Origin of the sequence: Streptomyces sp. 3214.6 (genome assembly GCF_900129855.1) — a bacterium.
Classification (GTDB): Bacteria; Actinomycetota; Actinomycetes; order Streptomycetales; family Streptomycetaceae; genus Streptomyces; species Streptomyces soliscabiei.
In genome coordinates, this window is the sequence record NZ_LT670819.1 from 5,699,787 (window position 1) to 5,714,639 (window position 14,853).

13 protein-coding genes are annotated in these 14,853 nt (G+C 70.1%); 4 read left to right on the forward strand and 9 right to left on the reverse strand.

Features of this window, described 5'->3' with window-relative positions:
- Positions 1-31: 31 nt before the first annotated feature.
- Together B5557_RS25810 and B5557_RS25815 are read right to left on the reverse strand one after the other, a co-directional pair.
- Positions 32-1,060, reverse strand: a complete 1,029-nt coding sequence (locus tag B5557_RS25810; RefSeq protein ID WP_079665006.1) for a P1 family peptidase — start codon at positions 1,058-1,060, stop codon at positions 32-34.
- Between the two features lie 53 nt (positions 1,061-1,113).
- On the reverse strand, positions 1,114-2,433 hold the full coding sequence (locus B5557_RS25815; RefSeq protein WP_079661682.1) for a low temperature requirement protein A: 1,320 nt from the start codon (positions 2,431-2,433) through the stop codon (positions 1,114-1,116).
- Positions 2,434-2,567: 134 nt separating this feature from the next.
- Between B5557_RS25815 and B5557_RS25820 the strand changes: the two genes are divergently transcribed.
- Entirely contained in the window at positions 2,568-2,750 is a 183-nt protein-coding gene (locus tag B5557_RS25820; RefSeq protein ID WP_079661683.1) for a hypothetical protein, read from the forward strand.
- 40 nt (positions 2,751-2,790) lie between these two features.
- Here B5557_RS25820 and mscL read toward each other — a convergent pair whose 3' ends face one another.
- The 6 genes from mscL to B5557_RS25855 form a co-directional block, all read right to left on the reverse strand.
- The gene (gene mscL, locus B5557_RS25825) at positions 2,791-3,258 is read right to left on the reverse strand and encodes a large conductance mechanosensitive channel protein MscL (protein WP_079661684.1); all 468 of its coding nucleotides are present in this window, start codon (positions 3,256-3,258) and stop codon (positions 2,791-2,793) included.
- Between the two features lie 108 nt (positions 3,259-3,366).
- A complete protein-coding gene (locus B5557_RS25830; RefSeq protein ID WP_079661685.1) occupies positions 3,367-3,936 on the reverse strand; it encodes an RcpC/CpaB family pilus assembly protein in 570 nt (189 codons plus the stop codon).
- Between the two features lie 307 nt (positions 3,937-4,243).
- Complete coding sequence (locus B5557_RS25835) at positions 4,244-5,140, reverse strand: S-methyl-5'-thioadenosine phosphorylase (RefSeq protein WP_231976039.1); 897 nt, start codon at positions 5,138-5,140, stop codon at positions 4,244-4,246.
- A gap of 77 nt (positions 5,141-5,217) precedes the next feature.
- Entirely contained in the window at positions 5,218-5,550 is a 333-nt protein-coding gene (locus tag B5557_RS25840; RefSeq protein WP_079661686.1) for an FmdB family zinc ribbon protein, read from the reverse strand.
- Between the two features lie 68 nt (positions 5,551-5,618).
- Positions 5,619-6,878: an MFS transporter gene (locus B5557_RS25845; protein ID WP_079661687.1), complete on the reverse strand. Its 1,260-nt coding sequence runs from the start codon at positions 6,876-6,878 to the stop codon at positions 5,619-5,621.
- A 272-nt stretch (positions 6,879-7,150) separates the two neighbouring features.
- Positions 7,151-8,653 (reverse strand): potassium/proton antiporter, encoded by a 1,503-nt coding sequence (locus B5557_RS25855; protein WP_099936670.1) that lies wholly within the window; start codon positions 8,651-8,653, stop codon positions 7,151-7,153.
- Positions 8,654-8,920: 267 nt separating this feature from the next.
- On the opposite strand from B5557_RS25855, the gene B5557_RS25860 reads away from it, so the two are divergent.
- The gene (locus B5557_RS25860; protein WP_079661688.1) at positions 8,921-11,740 is read left to right on the forward strand and encodes a penicillin acylase family protein; all 2,820 of its coding nucleotides are present in this window, start codon (positions 8,921-8,923) and stop codon (positions 11,738-11,740) included.
- Positions 11,741-11,823: 83 nt separating this feature from the next.
- Here the strand turns inward: B5557_RS25860 and B5557_RS25865 are convergent, their stop codons facing one another.
- Positions 11,824-12,438 (reverse strand): 5-formyltetrahydrofolate cyclo-ligase, encoded by a 615-nt coding sequence (locus B5557_RS25865; RefSeq protein ID WP_079661689.1) that lies wholly within the window; start codon positions 12,436-12,438, stop codon positions 11,824-11,826.
- Between the two features lie 124 nt (positions 12,439-12,562).
- Here B5557_RS25865 and galU point away from each other — a divergent pair, with 124 nt between their 5' ends.
- Both galU and glp read left to right on the forward strand, forming a co-directional pair.
- The gene (gene galU, locus B5557_RS25870) at positions 12,563-13,474 is read left to right on the forward strand and encodes a UTP--glucose-1-phosphate uridylyltransferase GalU (protein WP_079661690.1); all 912 of its coding nucleotides are present in this window, start codon (positions 12,563-12,565) and stop codon (positions 13,472-13,474) included.
- A complete protein-coding gene (gene glp, locus B5557_RS25875; protein ID WP_079661691.1) occupies positions 13,471-14,796 on the forward strand; it encodes a molybdotransferase-like divisome protein Glp in 1,326 nt (441 codons plus the stop codon). Before galU ends, glp begins: the two co-directional genes overlap by 4 nt.
- Positions 14,797-14,853: the final 57 nt, after the last annotated feature.

A 14,853-nucleotide genomic window follows, 5' to 3' on the forward strand; every position in this document is an offset into this window, starting at 1 on the left:
CGAGTCGGAGTCGCCCCGGACCCGCCGCACGTCACCGGCCCCCGTACAACTCCTCGTAGGAGGGCCACAGGCCGCCCGGTCCGTCCACCGACTCGGCGGCACGGACGGCTCGTACGATCGCGCGGGTCACCATGTCCGCACCTGCCGCGAGGATGTCGTTCAGGGCGAGCGGATGGGCGGGATCGAGTGGGCGGGCGCCCGTCGCCAGGGAGAACACCGTGTCCCCGTCATTGAGCATGTGGACGGGCCGCACGGCGCGTGCGATCCCGTCATGCGCTGTGCCCGCGAGCTTATGCGCCTGCGCCTTCGACAGGTCCGCGTCGGTGGCGACCACCGCGAGCGTGGTGTTGAGCAGCGGCGACGCGTTCCTCGCCGCGCTCTCGGCAAGCCGCCGGCGCGCGGCCTCGTGCACCTGCGTCTCCGGGTATGTCACGCGCCCCTGGAACAACTCCCCGTACAGCACCCCTGTTTCGGGATCCAGCACCGACCCCACGGCATTGGCCACCACCAGCGCGGCCACCGTGATCCCCGAGTCGAGGAGGACGGCGGCGGTGCCGACCCCGCCCTTCATCGGGCCGACCGCCGCCCCCGTCCCGGCTCCCACGCATCCTTCCCGCACCCGCGCGCCAGGCTTGCTCGCCGCGGCCGCCTCGACCGCCGCCCGGCCGGTGGCCGCGTCCGGCCGGGCCCGGAAGTCGCCGCCCCGGCCCAGGTCGAAGACGCAGGCGGCGGGCACCACCGGCACGACGTGCGTGGGGTCGGGCCCCACGGGCACCCCGCGCCCCTGCTCCTCCAGCCAGGCCATCACCCCGGACGCCGCGTCGAGCCCGTAGGCGCTGCCCCCGGTCAGCACGACCGCCTCGACCCGCTGCACCAGGTTGCGTGGATCCAGGGCGTCGGTCTCCTTCGTGCCGGGACCGCCGCCGCGTACGTCCACGGCGGCCACGGCGCCACCCTCCGGCGCGAGGACGACCGTGGTGCCGGTGAGCCAACCGTCGCCGGTGCGCGTGGCGTGTCCCACGCGCAAGCCGACGACGTCTGTCAGAACGTCAACTGTCATGGCAGCCAGTCTCGCCCAGCGCACGCCGGGTGCGCCGGCGGTGTCACGCCGCGTCACACCGCCGCGTTGGAATCGCGCTCAGGGTCGTTCCCCGCATCCCGGACTTGCCGGGCTTCCCGCGTCTCCCGCACTTCCCGCGTCTCAGGGGCCTCCCGTGCGATCGTGCGCGCGGTCAGGGTCGCCCCGGTCGCCACCGCCAGTGCCGCCACCAGGCCGGCCGCGAGGACCGCCCAGTTGCCCAGGAAGGTGCAGCAGATCACCAGCAGCGCGGTGACGGGCAGCACCAGCTGCTGGGCCAGGCCCACCTTGAAGTGGCGTGCGTGCAACGCCCAGACCGTCAGCAGGTACAGCGCCGTCGGCAGGGTGACGGCCGCCGACGCGACCAGTGCGGAGACGTGGGCCTTGCCGACCGCCTGCTCCACCGCCACCTCCAGGCCCGCACCGATCGCGGCGGCCGAGGCGAAGACGACGTAGTGCCCATAGCCCCACACGAACGCCTGCCTGCTGGAACGCAGATACCCATGGATGGGCACCACGAAGTAGATCCACCAGGCGGCGAAGACGATCAACAAGCCGCCCACCGCGATCGGCAGCAGCTCGCCGAGCGCTTCGTTCTCGTCGATGCCGGTCTTCACGGCTACCGTGGCCGCCGCGATCGTCTCGCCCAGCACGATGATCGTGAACAGCCCGTACCGCTCCGAGATGTGATGCGGATGCCACGAGGTCGGGTGGTCCTTCTCCGCGAAGAGCGGTACGCACAGCTCCATCAGTGCCACCACCAGGAACAGCCACCCCCTGCCGCCCTCGGGCAGGATCAACAGCCCCAACCAGCCGACCTGGCAGAGCAGGACGCCCCCGGTGTACCGCAGGGCCATCGTCCGCTCCGCCCCCTCGGCGGACGACGCGACGCGCAGCCACTGCGAGCTCAACGCGAACCTCATGATCGCGTAGCCCAACCAGACGGCCACGAACTCGTGGTCCTCGAACGCCTGAGACACCCCGGCCGCGAGCACCAGAACCCCGGCGATCTGGATCAGCGTGACGACCCGGTAGAGCGCGTCGTCGTTGTCGTAGGCCGAGGCGAACCAGGTGAAGTTCATCCACGCCCACCAGATGGCGAAGAAGACCATCGCGTAGTTGAGGATTCCCTCGCCCGCGTGGGACTCCGCCACGGCGTGCACCAGCTGGACGCCCGCCTGGGCGATGGCCACCACGAAGCACAGGTCGAAGAAGAGCTCGAGCGGGGAGGCGACCCGGTGCGCCTCGCCCCGCCCGCGCGCGGTGAGCCTGCGCAGCGGTTTCGCGTGAGTCGGGGCAGGGCTGGGGGTCGGGGCTCCGGAAGGAGAGGCCGACGGGGTCGGAGTGGGCGTCATGGGTCCCAGCACAGCAGATATCCGCCGGAAAATCCTGTGCGGGACTTTCCCCCGGAGGCGGCTGGGCCGACGGGCCGCCGGGAGCGACCGTACGGCCCCGATCCGGGCTGGTCCCAGGGCCGTACCCTGGAGGCATGAGCACCTCCGCCGCCCCCGAGCCGCGCGCGCCGAAGGCCGCGCTGATCTTCGACGACCCGCTGGACCGGCAGTCCTCGGACGACACCGACCGCGGGTGGGGCGAGCGCCCTGCCTCCGACGGCGACAGCGCCGCCGACCTGAGGCGCTTCCTCGACGAGAAGCCGCCCCACCACATCTGAACCCGGCGGGCCGTCCGGCGCAGTACCGTCCGCAGCGTCGCTACCGCTCGCTGTGGCCCGAGCCCCGCTGGGCGACCAGCGCGTCGCGGATCTCCTTGAGGACCTCCAGCTCGGTCACCTCGATGACCTCCTGCGTGCCCTCCTTGGCCTTCCTGCGGGCCTCCACCGTCGCCAGGTACTTCGACATCGGCAGCACCATCAGGAAGTAGACGACCGCCGCGGTGATCACGAACGTGAGCGTCGCGCCGAGGACGGAGCCCCACAGGATCCGCACTCCCGTCGCACTGTCGCCCGTGCCCGTGCAGGGGCCCTTGAGGCAGGAGCTGTAGCTGTCCAGGTTCTTGGTGCCGACCGCTCCGATGACCGGGTTGATGACCCCCTTCACCACCGAGTTGACGATGTTCGTGAAGGCCGCGCCGATCACCACCGCAACTGCCAGATCGACTACGTTCCCGCGCATCAGGAAGGTCTTGAAACCCTGCCAGACGCTTGCCTTCTTTTCGCTCACCTCGGGAACACTCCTCACATGTACAGGTTGTGGAACAAACAGCTCCGCAACCTACGTCAGTCGGACGCGCCCGTGTCTCCGTGGGTAGCTCGAACGACGAACTTGACTTCACCACAGAGTCACCGCCAGCCGAGCCGTCGCGCTCGCACCCGCCAGGCGCGCCGCAGTGGACCGGGGCACCGAGAGGACGACCAGCGCGCCGCCGTCGGCGGCGCCCGCCGACGTGTCCACAGGCTCCGGCACCTTCGTCACGAGCGCCCCGCGCGCGACCACATGGGCGTCGCCGCCCACGCCATCGCCCATGCCCCCACCGCTGTCCGACGCCGTGTGCTCGGCGACGGCGAGGACGTCGACCCGGTCACCGGGCCGCAGGAGCCCGACGGTGGCCGCGTCGGCGATCCGCACCGGCGCCGTCACCTTCTCCACGGCGCGCGGATCAGGCACAGGGGCGCGCACCGGCGTCTGCGCGCGGGCATACGAGCCCCGGCTCGCCTCCCCGCTCCCGCCCGCGCCCTTGCCTGAATGTCCGCTCGCCGGACCGCCGACCCGTGGGCCGGTCGCCACGAGGGCGGCGGCGGTGACGGCGAGACCTACCGCGAGGGCCCGCCGCCGGCTCCGCACGAGCCGTTGCAGCCGGTACCGTCCGCCGCGGACCCGCACGGGGGCGAAGGACGGCACCTCGCACGTGGCCGGAGCGTCCGCACCGGGAGGGTACGCCGTGGACGCGCGCGGAAGAGGCGGCTGCGGAGCGAGGGGAGAGGGACGACTGTGAGGAGTGGGAGGAGGGAGTGGAGCGGGAGGAGCGAGTGGAGTGGGGGGAGGGAGTGGAGACGGGCGGGCGGGGGAGAGGTCGGACATGGGATCACCACCTGCGACGAGGGACGGACTTGCGAAGCCACGATGAGGCTTCGCGCCGCCGCTCGCCGGAGCCGGTGGACTACCGACGGGTTGTGGACAACTCCTTCACTCGAACGAGGAGTTCCGCCTATGGCAGCTCGAACCCCGGGTTCAGTCCGCCCAGCGCGTTCGTGCACAGGCAGTCCCGCTCCTCGTTCGAGGGCAGTGCGGCCACCGCGTCGAACAGGACGCCTCGCAGCCGGTCCACGTTGGCCGCGAACACCTGCAGGACCTCCTCGTGGGACACGCCCTCACCGCTCTCGGCACCCGCGTCCAGATCGGTGACCAGGGTCAACGACGTGTAGCAGAGCTCGAGTTCTCGGGCGAGCGCGGCCTCCGGATGGCCCGTCATACCCACCACCGACCAGCCCTGCGCCTGATGCCACAGCGATTCGGCGCGGGTCGAGAACCGCGGCCCCTCGATCACGACGAGTGTCCCGCCGTCCACCGGCTCCCACTCCCGTCCGCGCGCCGCCTTCAGCGCAGCCGAGCGTCCGGCGGGGCAGTAGGGGTCGGCCAGGGACACGTGCACCACGTTGGGCACTGTGCCGTCGGGCAGGGGCAGCCCGTCGAAGTATGTTCCGACCCGCGACTTCGTGCGGTCCACCAGCTGATCGGGCACGAGCAGCGTGCCGGGTCCGTACTCGGGGCGCAGGCCGCCCACCGCGCACGGACCGAGGACCTGGCGCACCCCGAGCGAACGCAGCGCCCACAGGTTGGCCCGGTAGTTGATCCGGTGGGGCGGCAGATGGTGGCCACGCCCGTGCCGGGGCAGGAAGGCGACCCGTCGGTCGGCGATCTTGCCGAGGAAGAGGGAGTCGCTGGGCGGCCCGTAGGGGGTGTCGACCTGGATTTCGGTCACGTCGTCGAGGAACGCGTAGAAGCCGGACCCGCCGATCACGCCGATCTCAGCGTTCGCCTCGATCGCTGCGCTCGCCCCGAAGTCTGTGTTCGCCCCGGGCTCCGTGCTCGCCTTGTTCTCCATGTTCCGCACCCTAACTGCCGTCGAGAACACCGAAGACCCCGCCGTCGGTTGACGACAGGGTCCCGTAAGAAGTGGCCTTACGCGGCGGAGCTGTTGCCGGTCGAGGTGCCGGTGCTCGACGACTTCGAGTCCGAAGAGGTCGAGGACGACGAGGTCGAGCTCGACGACTTCGCGTCGGAACCGGACGTTGACGACTTCGACGCGGACGACGCCGGCGAGCTGCTCGACGAGGAGCCGCGGCTGTCGTTGCGGTAGAAACCGGAGCCCTTGAAGACGATGCCGACCGCGGAGAACACCTTCTTGAGGCGGCCACCGCAGTTGGGGCACTCGGTCAGGGCGTCGTCGGTGAACTTCTGCACCGCCTCGAGGCCCTCGCCGCACTCGGTGCACTGGTACTGGTAGGTCGGCACTTGTCTTCCTCCTGGCACTCTCACTCAGTGAGTGCTAACGACGGTCTATCTTGACGCATTCCCGAGCATCAGTCCACTGTCACCGGCACGCGGTGACCGACGCCACGTGCGACGGTACGCGCGCGCGGCCGCGTCTCCAGCCGCGAACGCAGCGCCATGAGGACCGTCAGCGCCGCCGCTGTGCCGCCCATCGGCACCAGGAAGCCGGCGCCGCCCCAGAAGCGGTCCTCCAGCTGTCCGGCGATCGTGACGGCCGCAGCCTGCCCCAGCGCCACCGCGCCCGTCAGCCAGGTGAACGCCTCCGTGCGGGCCCCGGCCGGGACCAGACCCTCGACCAGGGTGTAGCCGGTGATCAGTGCGGGCGCGATGCACATGCCGACCAGGAGGCCGAGGCCCGCCAGCACAAGCACCGAGTGTGCGGCCCACAGGCCGGAGGCGACGAGGGCCAGCGCGGCGTAGGCGACGACGAGGCGTCGCCGCGGGGAGGCCTTCCAGGCGATCGCGCCGCAGACCAGGCCGGAGAGCATGTTGCCGGCGGCGAAGGTGCCGTAGAGGACGCCGTTCAGGCCGGGCTCGCCGATCGACTCTGTGAACGCGGCCAGCGAGACCTGCATGCCGCCGAAGACGGAACCGATGCCCAGGAAGACCGCGATCAGCACGCGCACCCCGGGGACGCGCAGCGCCGAGGCGTGCTCCATGCGCGCGTGCCCGACGGCGGCCTGGGGCTGCGTGCTGTTCTGCGCGGCGAACAGCAGACCGCCGAACAGGGTCAGCGAGGCCTCGGTGATCAGACCGGCGGCCGGGTTCACGGCGGTGCACAGAGCGGTCGCCAGCAGCGGGCCGAAGACGAAGGTGAGCTCGTCGGTGACGGACTCGAAGGCCGCCGCCGTGGTCATCAGGGGCGAGTCCTTCAGCTTCACGCCCCAGCGGGCCCGCACCATCGGCCCGATCTGCGGCACGGACGCGCCTGTGGGCACGGCCGCCGCGAACAGCGCCCACAGGGGCGCGTGAGCGAGGGCGAGGGACGTGAGGGCGAGGCCGGACAGCGTGTGCACGAGCACGCCTGGGACAAGTACGGCGCGCTGGCCGTAGCGGTCGGCGAGACGGCCGCTGTAGGGGGCGCACAGCGCCATGGAGACGCCGGTGACGGCCGCGGCGGCGCCGGCCGCGCCGTAGGAGCCGGTGGTGTGTTGCACCAGCAGCACGATGGAGATGGTGAGCATCGCGAACGGCTGGCGTGCCGCGAAGCCGGGGAGCAGGAACGTCCAGGCGCCGCGGGTGCGCAGCAGCCGTCCGTATCCCGGGCGGGAGGTGACCGTGGATGCCACGGCCCGTGCCTTTCTGCCGCCTGGTAGCGCGGCCCACATGGGGCCGGGGCGCCGAGAGCTGTCCTCTTGCGCGGACTGCGGTAGATGCCGGCCCCACTGCGGAGGGCTTCTCGGCCGCCATACGGTCGCGCCAGCACTGCGTCAGGCAGAGTTGGTCGATCAGAATGCGCCTTCATCGTACAGGGATCAACGCCTGGTGTACCTGTGAAAACGAGCACCACGCGCGCGTTCACCTGCATTTGGCGGGAGGGTGAACCGTTCGAAACATGCCCTTAACGGGTGCCGGTGCTGCCCGTCCCGAGCCACCCGGCCAGCTTGCCGCCGTGGCCCACCGCGCGCAGCCGTTGTTCCGCGGCGTCCCGGACGGGATCGGTGGCGACGACGAGCAGTTCGTCCCCGTGCCGCAGTACCGTCGCAGGCAGAGGGACAAACGATTTTCCATCCCGTACGACGAGGGTCACGGCAGCCCCGGCCGGCAGCCGCAGCTCGTTGACTTCGACGCCGTGCATCTTCGACCCCTCGGGGATCGCGACCGACAGCAGGTGCCCGCGCAGCCGCTCCAGGGGCGCCGACTCGACGCCCAGGTCTGCCGCCTCGGGCTCCCCGCCCAGCCGCAGCTTGCGTGCCAGCCAGGGCAGCGTCGGCCCCTGGACCAGGGTGTAGACGACGACCAGGACGAAGACGATGTTGAAGATGCGGCGGCTTTCCTCCACGCCGTTCACCATGGGGATCGTCGCCAGGATGATGGGCACGGCGCCGCGCAGCCCGGCCCAGGACATCAGTGTCTGCTCCTGCCATGGCACCCGGAACGGTGTGAGGCAGAGCACGACGCTGAGCGGTCGGGCCACCATCGTGAGCACGAGACCGATGACGAGGGCGGGCAGCACGTCGTCGCCCAGCTCGTGCGGGGTGACCAGGAGGCCGAGCAGTACGAACATGCCGATCTGGGCGATCCAGCCGAGGCCGTCGGCGAACCCGCGCGTGGCGGGCCAGTGCGGCAGTTTCGCATTGCCCATGACCATCGAGGCGAGGTAGACGCCCAGGAAGCCGCTGCCGTGCGCCAGTGAGCCCGCCGCATACGCGGTGACGGCGATCGCCATGACGGCGATCGGGTAGAGGCCGGAGGCGGGCAGCGCGACGTGCCTGAGACCCCAGGAGCCCAGCCAGCCGACCGCGAGGCCGATGGCGGCGCCGATGGCCAGCTCAAGGGCTATCTCGCCCAGCAGCACGTACCAGTGCTCGACAGGGCCCGCCGTGGAGAAGGCGACCACCAGGATGACCACCGGGGCGTCGTTGAAGCCGGACTCGGCCTCCAGGGTGCCCGTCACGCGCGCGGGCAGGGGGATCTTGCGCAGGACGGAGAAGACCGCCGCCGCGTCCGTCGAGGACACCACCGCGCCGATGATCAGCGCCTGCCGCCACTCCAGCCCCACCACGAAGTGCGCGGCCGTGGCGGTGACGCCGACGCTCACCGCGACGCCGGCCAGCGCCAGCGCGGTGGCGGACGGCAGAGCCGGCTCGATCTCCTTCCACTTCGTGCCGAGACCGCCCTCGGCGAGGATCACGACCAGGGCGGCGTAGCCGATGACCTGTGTCAGTTCGGCGTTGTCGAAATGGATGTCGCCGATGCCGTCCTGGCCCATGGCGATGCCGATCCCCAGGTATACGAGCAGGCTGGGGAGCCCGCTGCGCGAGGAGATCCGGACCGCTGCGACGGCGACGAGCAGGACGAGCGAGCAGACGAGCAGGAGCTGGTTGAGGTGGTGGACAGTCAGCGGCGGTTCCCTTCACCGGCGTGCGCGCCTCGAGTACGGGCGCCCACGTGCATCGGATACATCGGACACGAAGCGGCACGCTCCGAACCCAACTACTTCGTTACCTTACCTAACTCTTGACGATTTCTTGACGCTCGCCGAGGCAAGATCGAACATCCTTCCGTGCTGGTACCCGACTCCGCGTCAAGTGGCGCGAGGCCCTGCGCCTATGGTTGCTCCAGCACTCCAGGACCGCCTGCCGCTCGCGTTAGGACAGCAAGGACAGCGATGCCCCCCAACACCACCGCCACATCGGGTGACAAGCCCGGCAAGTCCGGCAGGAAGAAGGGGCGCAAAGCCCGTTTGATCGTGCTTGTGCTGGTGCTGGCCATCATCGGAGGCATCGCCTACGGCGCCTACTGGTCCATCAGCACGGTCCGCGCGTCCTTCCCGCAGACCAAGGGTTCGATCACACTCGAGGGTCTGTCCGGGCCCGTCGACGTGAAGCGGGACGGCTACGGCATCCCGCAGATCTACGCGGATTCCGACGAGGATCTGTTCATGGCGCAGGGCTATGTCCAGGCCCAGGACCGGTTCTACGAGATGGACGTCCGCCGGCACATGACGTCCGGACGCCTGTCGGAGATGTTCGGCAAGGGCCAGGTCGACAACGACGAGTTCCTGCGCACCCTGGGCTGGGACCGCGTAGCCCAGCAGGAGTACGACACCAAGCTGAAGCCCGAGACCAAGAAGTACCTCCAGGCGTACGCCAAGGGAGTCAACGCCTACCTCAAGGGCAAGGACGGCGCGGACATCTCCCTGGAGTACGCCGCCCTGGGCTTCACCAACGACTACAAGCCCGCCCAGTGGACCCCGGTCGACTCCGTCTCCTGGCTGAAGGCGATGGCCTGGGACCTGCGCGGCAACATGCAGGACGAGATCGACCGCGCTCTGATGACCAGCCGTCTCGGCCCGCAGCAGATCGCCGAGCTGTACCCGCAGTACCCGTACGACCGTAACCAGGCGATCGTCCAGGACGGCGAGTACGACGAGCTGACCAAGACGTTCAAGCAGAGCGACGGCGACAACGGCAGTGGGGGCAGCTCGGACGACAGCTCCACGGGCGGCGGCGCCAGTGGCGGCAGCACGGGCGGTGGCGCCAGTGGCGGCACGGGAACGTCGAACAGGTCGGGCTCGGCCCTGCAGAGCCAGCTCTCGGGCCTCTACAACGTCCTGGACGACCTGCCGACGGCCGTCGGCGTGAACGGCAACGGCATCGGCTCCAACTCCTGGGTCGTCGCGGGGAAGTACACGATCACCCACAAGCCGCTGCTGGCCAACGACCCGCACCTGTCGGCCTCGCTGCCGTCCGTCTGGTACCAGATGGGCCTGCACTGTCGCACCGTGTCGACCAAGTGCCAGTACGACGTCTCCGGCTACACCTTTGCGGGCATGCCCGGTGTGATCATCGGCCACAACCAGACGATCTCCTGGGGCATGACCAACTCGGGCGTCGACGTGACCGACCTCTACCTGGAGAAGCTCTCCGGGAACGACGGTTACATCTACAACAAGAAGGTCAAGCCCTTCACCACGCGCGAGGAGACCATCAAGGTCGCCGGTGGCACGTCCAAGAAGATCGTCGTCCGGCAGACGGAGGACGGCATGCCCCTGCTGTCCGACCGCGACGACGAGCTCGTCAATGTCGGCAAGAAGGCCACCGTCGACACCGCGGCGCCCGACCGCGGCGACGGTTACGGCGTCGCCCTGAAGTGGACCGCGCTGGAACCGGGCAACTCCATGGACGCCGTCTTCGCCATGAACAAGGCGAAGGACTGGGACAGCTTCCGCGCTGCGGCCAAGCTCTTCGACGTGCCCTCGCAGAACCTCGTCTACGCCGACACCGCGAACCACATCGGCTACCAGCTGCCCGGAAAGATCCCCACGCGCGCGAAGGGCCTCGACGGCTCGATCCCCGCGCCCGGCTGGGACTCCAGGTACAAGTGGACCGGTTACATCGCCTTCGACGAGCTGCCCTACGAGTACGACCCCGCGCGCGGGTACATCGTCACCGCCAACCAGGCCGTCATCGACAAGGACAAGTACCCCTACACGCTCACCACGGATTGGGGCTACGGCGCCCGCAGCCAGCGGATCACCGACCTGATCAAGGGCAAGATCAAGGGTGGCGGCAAGATCTCCACCGACGACATGCGGCAGATGCAGCTGGACAACGACAGCCAGATCGCCCGGCTGCTCGTGCCCACCCTGCTGAAGATCAACCTGGACGACCCGGACGTCCGCGAGGCGCAGAAGCTGCTGCAGGGCTGGGACTACACCCAGGACGCCGACTCGGCGGCGGCCGCCTACTTCAACGCGGTCTGGCGCAACATCCTCAAGCTGGCCTTCGGCAACAAGCTGCCCAAGGAGCTGCGCGTCGAGGGCCAGTGCCTGTGGGTCGACCCGGTCAACAGCACCGGCCCGGTCGACGACACCGACAAGGTCCGCGAGTGCGGTGAGCGCGACGCCGACCAGGCGCAGCCGGACGGCGGCGACCGCTGGTTCGAGGTCGTGCGCAATCTCATGCAGAAGACCGACAGCGAGTGGTGGACGACGCCCAAGTCGGTCAGCGGCCGCCCCGGCGCCGACCACAACCGCGACAAGCTGTTCGAGCGGGCCCTGATCGACGCGCGCTGGGAGCTGACCGCCAAGCTCGGCAAGGACATCGACACCTGGAGCTGGGGGCGGCTGCACCGCCTGTTCCTGAAGAACCAGACGCTGGGCACCAGCGGCCCCGGCTTCCTGCAGTACATCCTCAACCGCGGCCCCTGGAAGCTCGGCGGCGGCGAGGCGACGGTCAACGCGACCGGCTGGAACGCGGCCGGCGGCTACGGCGTCGTGTGGGTGCCGTCGATGCGGATGGTGGTCAACCTCGACGACCTCGACAAATCGAAGTGGATCAACCTCAGCGGCGCCTCGGGGCACGCCTTCAGCGCCCACTACACCGACCAGACGGGCAAGTGGGCCAACGGCGAGCTGCTCGACTGGTCCTTCTCGAAGAAGGCGGTCGACGACAGCACCAGCGACACCCTGGTCCTCAAGCCTTGAGCGACCGCTCGGTGAAAGGGGCCCTCCACGCGCGCGTGGAGGGCCCCTTTCACCTCCTCCCGTTGCCCAGGAAGGTGGGTGCCTCAGGTGAAGCGGCGCACTGCCGAGGGCGTCACCACCGCGCGCACCGGTCGGTCGTGCGGCTGCACGGGGACCTGATCGACGACCTCGCTGTCGTAGAGAAGCACCACCAGGGAGGGACGCGCGTCGGAGTCCGCCAGCCGGGCCAGCACGCGGTCGTACGATCCTCCGCCGCGGCCCAGCCGCATGCCGCGCTCGTCGACCGCCAGCCCCGGCAGCAGCACCACGTCGGCATCCGTCACGGCGTCCTGGCCGAGGCGCTTGCCGGACGGCTCCAGGAGGACCATCTTCCCGCCGTGCCTGACCCGCGCGAGGGAGTCCTCGCCGGTGTAGGTGCCCCAGTCGAGGTCGTTGTCGGGCAGGAGCACGGGGAGCAGGACACGGACGCCCCGCGCGCGCAGCGCGTCCAGCAGCGCCAGGGTGCCGGGTTCGGTGCCCACGGAGACGTACGCCGCCACCACGCGCGCGTGCGCCAACTCGGGCAGCTCCAGGGCGCGGGCGGCCAGTGCGATGCCCGCCCGGCGCATGTCATCCGACGTCAACCTGTTCCGCACGGCGAGGAGCTCTCGCCGCAACGTAGCTTTGTCGGGCTCCTGTACGCCTTCGAGGTGACTCATATGTCGCTCCCGCATCGCTCCAGCATTGCTCCCGCACTCCTCGCGCCGTTCCAACGTGGTCATATGATCATGAATTAACCGGAGCTACAGATTTCTCTCAAAGTCACCGGATAAGGTTGCCGCCATGACTCAGTCGCACCCCAGGATCAGCAAGGCTGTCATCCCCGCAGCCGGTCTCGGTACCCGGTTCCTGCCGGCCACCAAGGCCACTCCCAAGGAGATGCTGCCCGTCGTGGACAAGCCGGCTATCCAATACGTGGTCGAGGAGGCCGTCTCCGCGGGGCTCGACGACGTCCTCATGGTCACGGGTCGCAACAAGCGTCCCCTGGAGGACCACTTCGACCGCAACTACGAGCTCGAGTCGGCGCTGCAGAAGAAGGGCGACGCCGCCAGGCTCGCCAAGGTTCAGCAGTCCAGCGACCTCGCGACGATGCACTACGTGCGACAGGGCGACCCCAAAGGTCTCGGACACGCGGTGCTGTGCGCGGCCCCGCACGTCGGACAGGAGCCGTTCGCCGTCCTCCTCGGGGATGACCTGATCGACCCCCGCGACCCGCTGCTCCAGCGGATGATCGAGGTCCAGGAACGGCACGGCGGCAGCGTCGTCGCGCTCATGGAGGTCGCCCCCGCGCAGATCCACCTCTACGGCTGCGCGGCCGTCGAGGCCACCGCGGAAGGCGACGTGGTCAAGGTGACCGGCCTCGTCGAGAAGCCGGACCCGGCGGACGCCCCGTCAAACTACGCGATCATCGGACGCTACGTCCTCGACCCGAGCGTGTTCGGCATACTCCGCCAGACCGAGCCCGGCCGCGGCGGCGAGATCCAACTCACCGACGCCCTCCAGCAGCTCGCCCAGGACGAGAAGGTCGGCGGACCCGTCCACGGCGTCGTCTTCAAGGGGCGGCGCTATGACACCGGCGACCGCGGCGACTATCTGCGTGCCATTGTCAGACTCGCGTGCGAACGTGAAGATCTGGGTCCGGACTTCCGGTCCTGGCTTCGCAGTTACGTCACCGAGGAGATGCAGCCACTTTGAGCACCGCCGCGCCCCGCCCCGCCGGCCAGGACCGCCTCTGGTCGGTGGACGAACACCTGGCGGACATCCTCGCCGCCGTCCGCCCCCTGGAACCCATCGAGCTCCAACTGCCCGACGCCCAGGGCTGCGTCCTCGTCGAGGACGTCACGGTGCCGGTCTCACTGCCGCCCTTCGACAACAGCTCGATGGACGGGTACGCGGTGCGGGTCGCGGATGTCGCGGGCGCGAGCGAGGAGTTCCCGGCGGCCCTGGACGTCGTCGGGGACGTCGCGGCGGGACAGCAGGCCGACCTGCTGTACGTGGGACCGGGGCAGGCCGCCCGGATCATGACCGGCGCCCCGCTCCCGTCCGGCGCCGAGGCCGTCGTCCCCGTGGAGTGGACCGACGGCGGGCTCGGCGAGGGCCCCGTCACCGGGATGCGGGCCCGCAGCCTCGCGCCCGAGCAGGCCTCGGGGCACGTGCGCGTGTACCGGCCCGCCGAGGCGCGCGCGCACGTGCGCGCGATGGGCAGCGACGTGAAGGCCGGCGACCGCGCCCTCGACGCCGGAACCGTCCTCGGCCCGCCGCAGATCGCCCTGCTCGCCGCGATCGGACGCGGCACCGTACGCGTGCGCCCGCGCCCGCGCGTGGTCGTCATGTCCACCGGCAGCGAACTCGTCCAGCCCGGCGAGGAACTGGGCAGCGGCCAGATCTATGACTCCAACAGCTTCGCCCTCACCGCGGCCGCGCGCGACGCCGGTGCCATCGCCTACCGGGTTGGCGCGGTCGCCGACGATGCCGACACCCTCCGCTCCACCATCGAGGACCAGCTCGTCCGCGCCGACCTCGTCGTCACCACCGGCGGTGTGAGCGTGGGGGCCTACGACGTCGTCAAGGAGGCCCTGGAGCACGTCGGCGACGAGGACGAGGCGGGCAGTGGCATCGCCTTCCGCAAGCTCGCCATGCAGCCGGGCAAGCCCCAGGGCTTCGGCTCCATCGGCCCCGACCACACCCCCCTGCTGGCCCTGCCCGGGAACCCGGTGTCGTCGTACGTCTCCTTCGAACTGTTCGTGCGCCCCGTCATCCGCACGCTCATGGGCCTCGACGACGTCCACCGGCCCACCACGCGCGCGAAGGTGACCGCCGAGAAGGCGCTGACCTCGCCGAAGGGCCGCAGACAGTTCCTGCGCGCCACCTATGCCGACGGCGCCGTCAGCCCGGTCGGCGGCGTCGGCTCCCATCTGATCGCGGCCCTCGCGCACGCCGACTCGCTGATCGTCGTCCCCGAGGACGTGGAGTGCGTCGAGCCCGGCACCGAGGTCGACGTGGTCCTCCTCGGCTGAGCACGCCTGGTTGGGGGTACCGTGTCGCGCACAACAGGCCCGACCGGGAGCGCCGAC

What these genes read in the sequence shown, in the direction of transcription:
- B5557_RS25810 (WP_079665006.1), bottom strand. Translation starts at nt 1,060, where the DNA reads ATGACAGTTGACGTTCTGACAGACGTCGTCGGCTTGCGCGTGGGACAC.
- B5557_RS25815 (WP_079661682.1), bottom strand. Translation starts at nt 2,433, where the DNA reads ATGACGCCCACTCCGACCCCGTCGGCCTCTCCTTCCGGAGCCCCGACC.
- B5557_RS25820 (WP_079661683.1), top strand. Translation starts at nt 2,568, where the DNA reads ATGAGCACCTCCGCCGCCCCCGAGCCGCGCGCGCCGAAGGCCGCGCTG.
- B5557_RS25835 (WP_231976039.1), bottom strand. Translation starts at nt 5,140, where the DNA reads ATGGAGAACAAGGCGAGCACGGAGCCCGGGGCGAACACAGACTTCGGG.
- B5557_RS25860 (WP_079661688.1), top strand. Translation starts at nt 8,921, where the DNA reads ATGCCCCCCAACACCACCGCCACATCGGGTGACAAGCCCGGCAAGTCC.
- B5557_RS25865 (WP_079661689.1), bottom strand. Translation starts at nt 12,438, where the DNA reads ATGAGTCACCTCGAAGGCGTACAGGAGCCCGACAAAGCTACGTTGCGG.
- galU (WP_079661690.1), top strand. Translation starts at nt 12,563, where the DNA reads ATGACTCAGTCGCACCCCAGGATCAGCAAGGCTGTCATCCCCGCAGCC.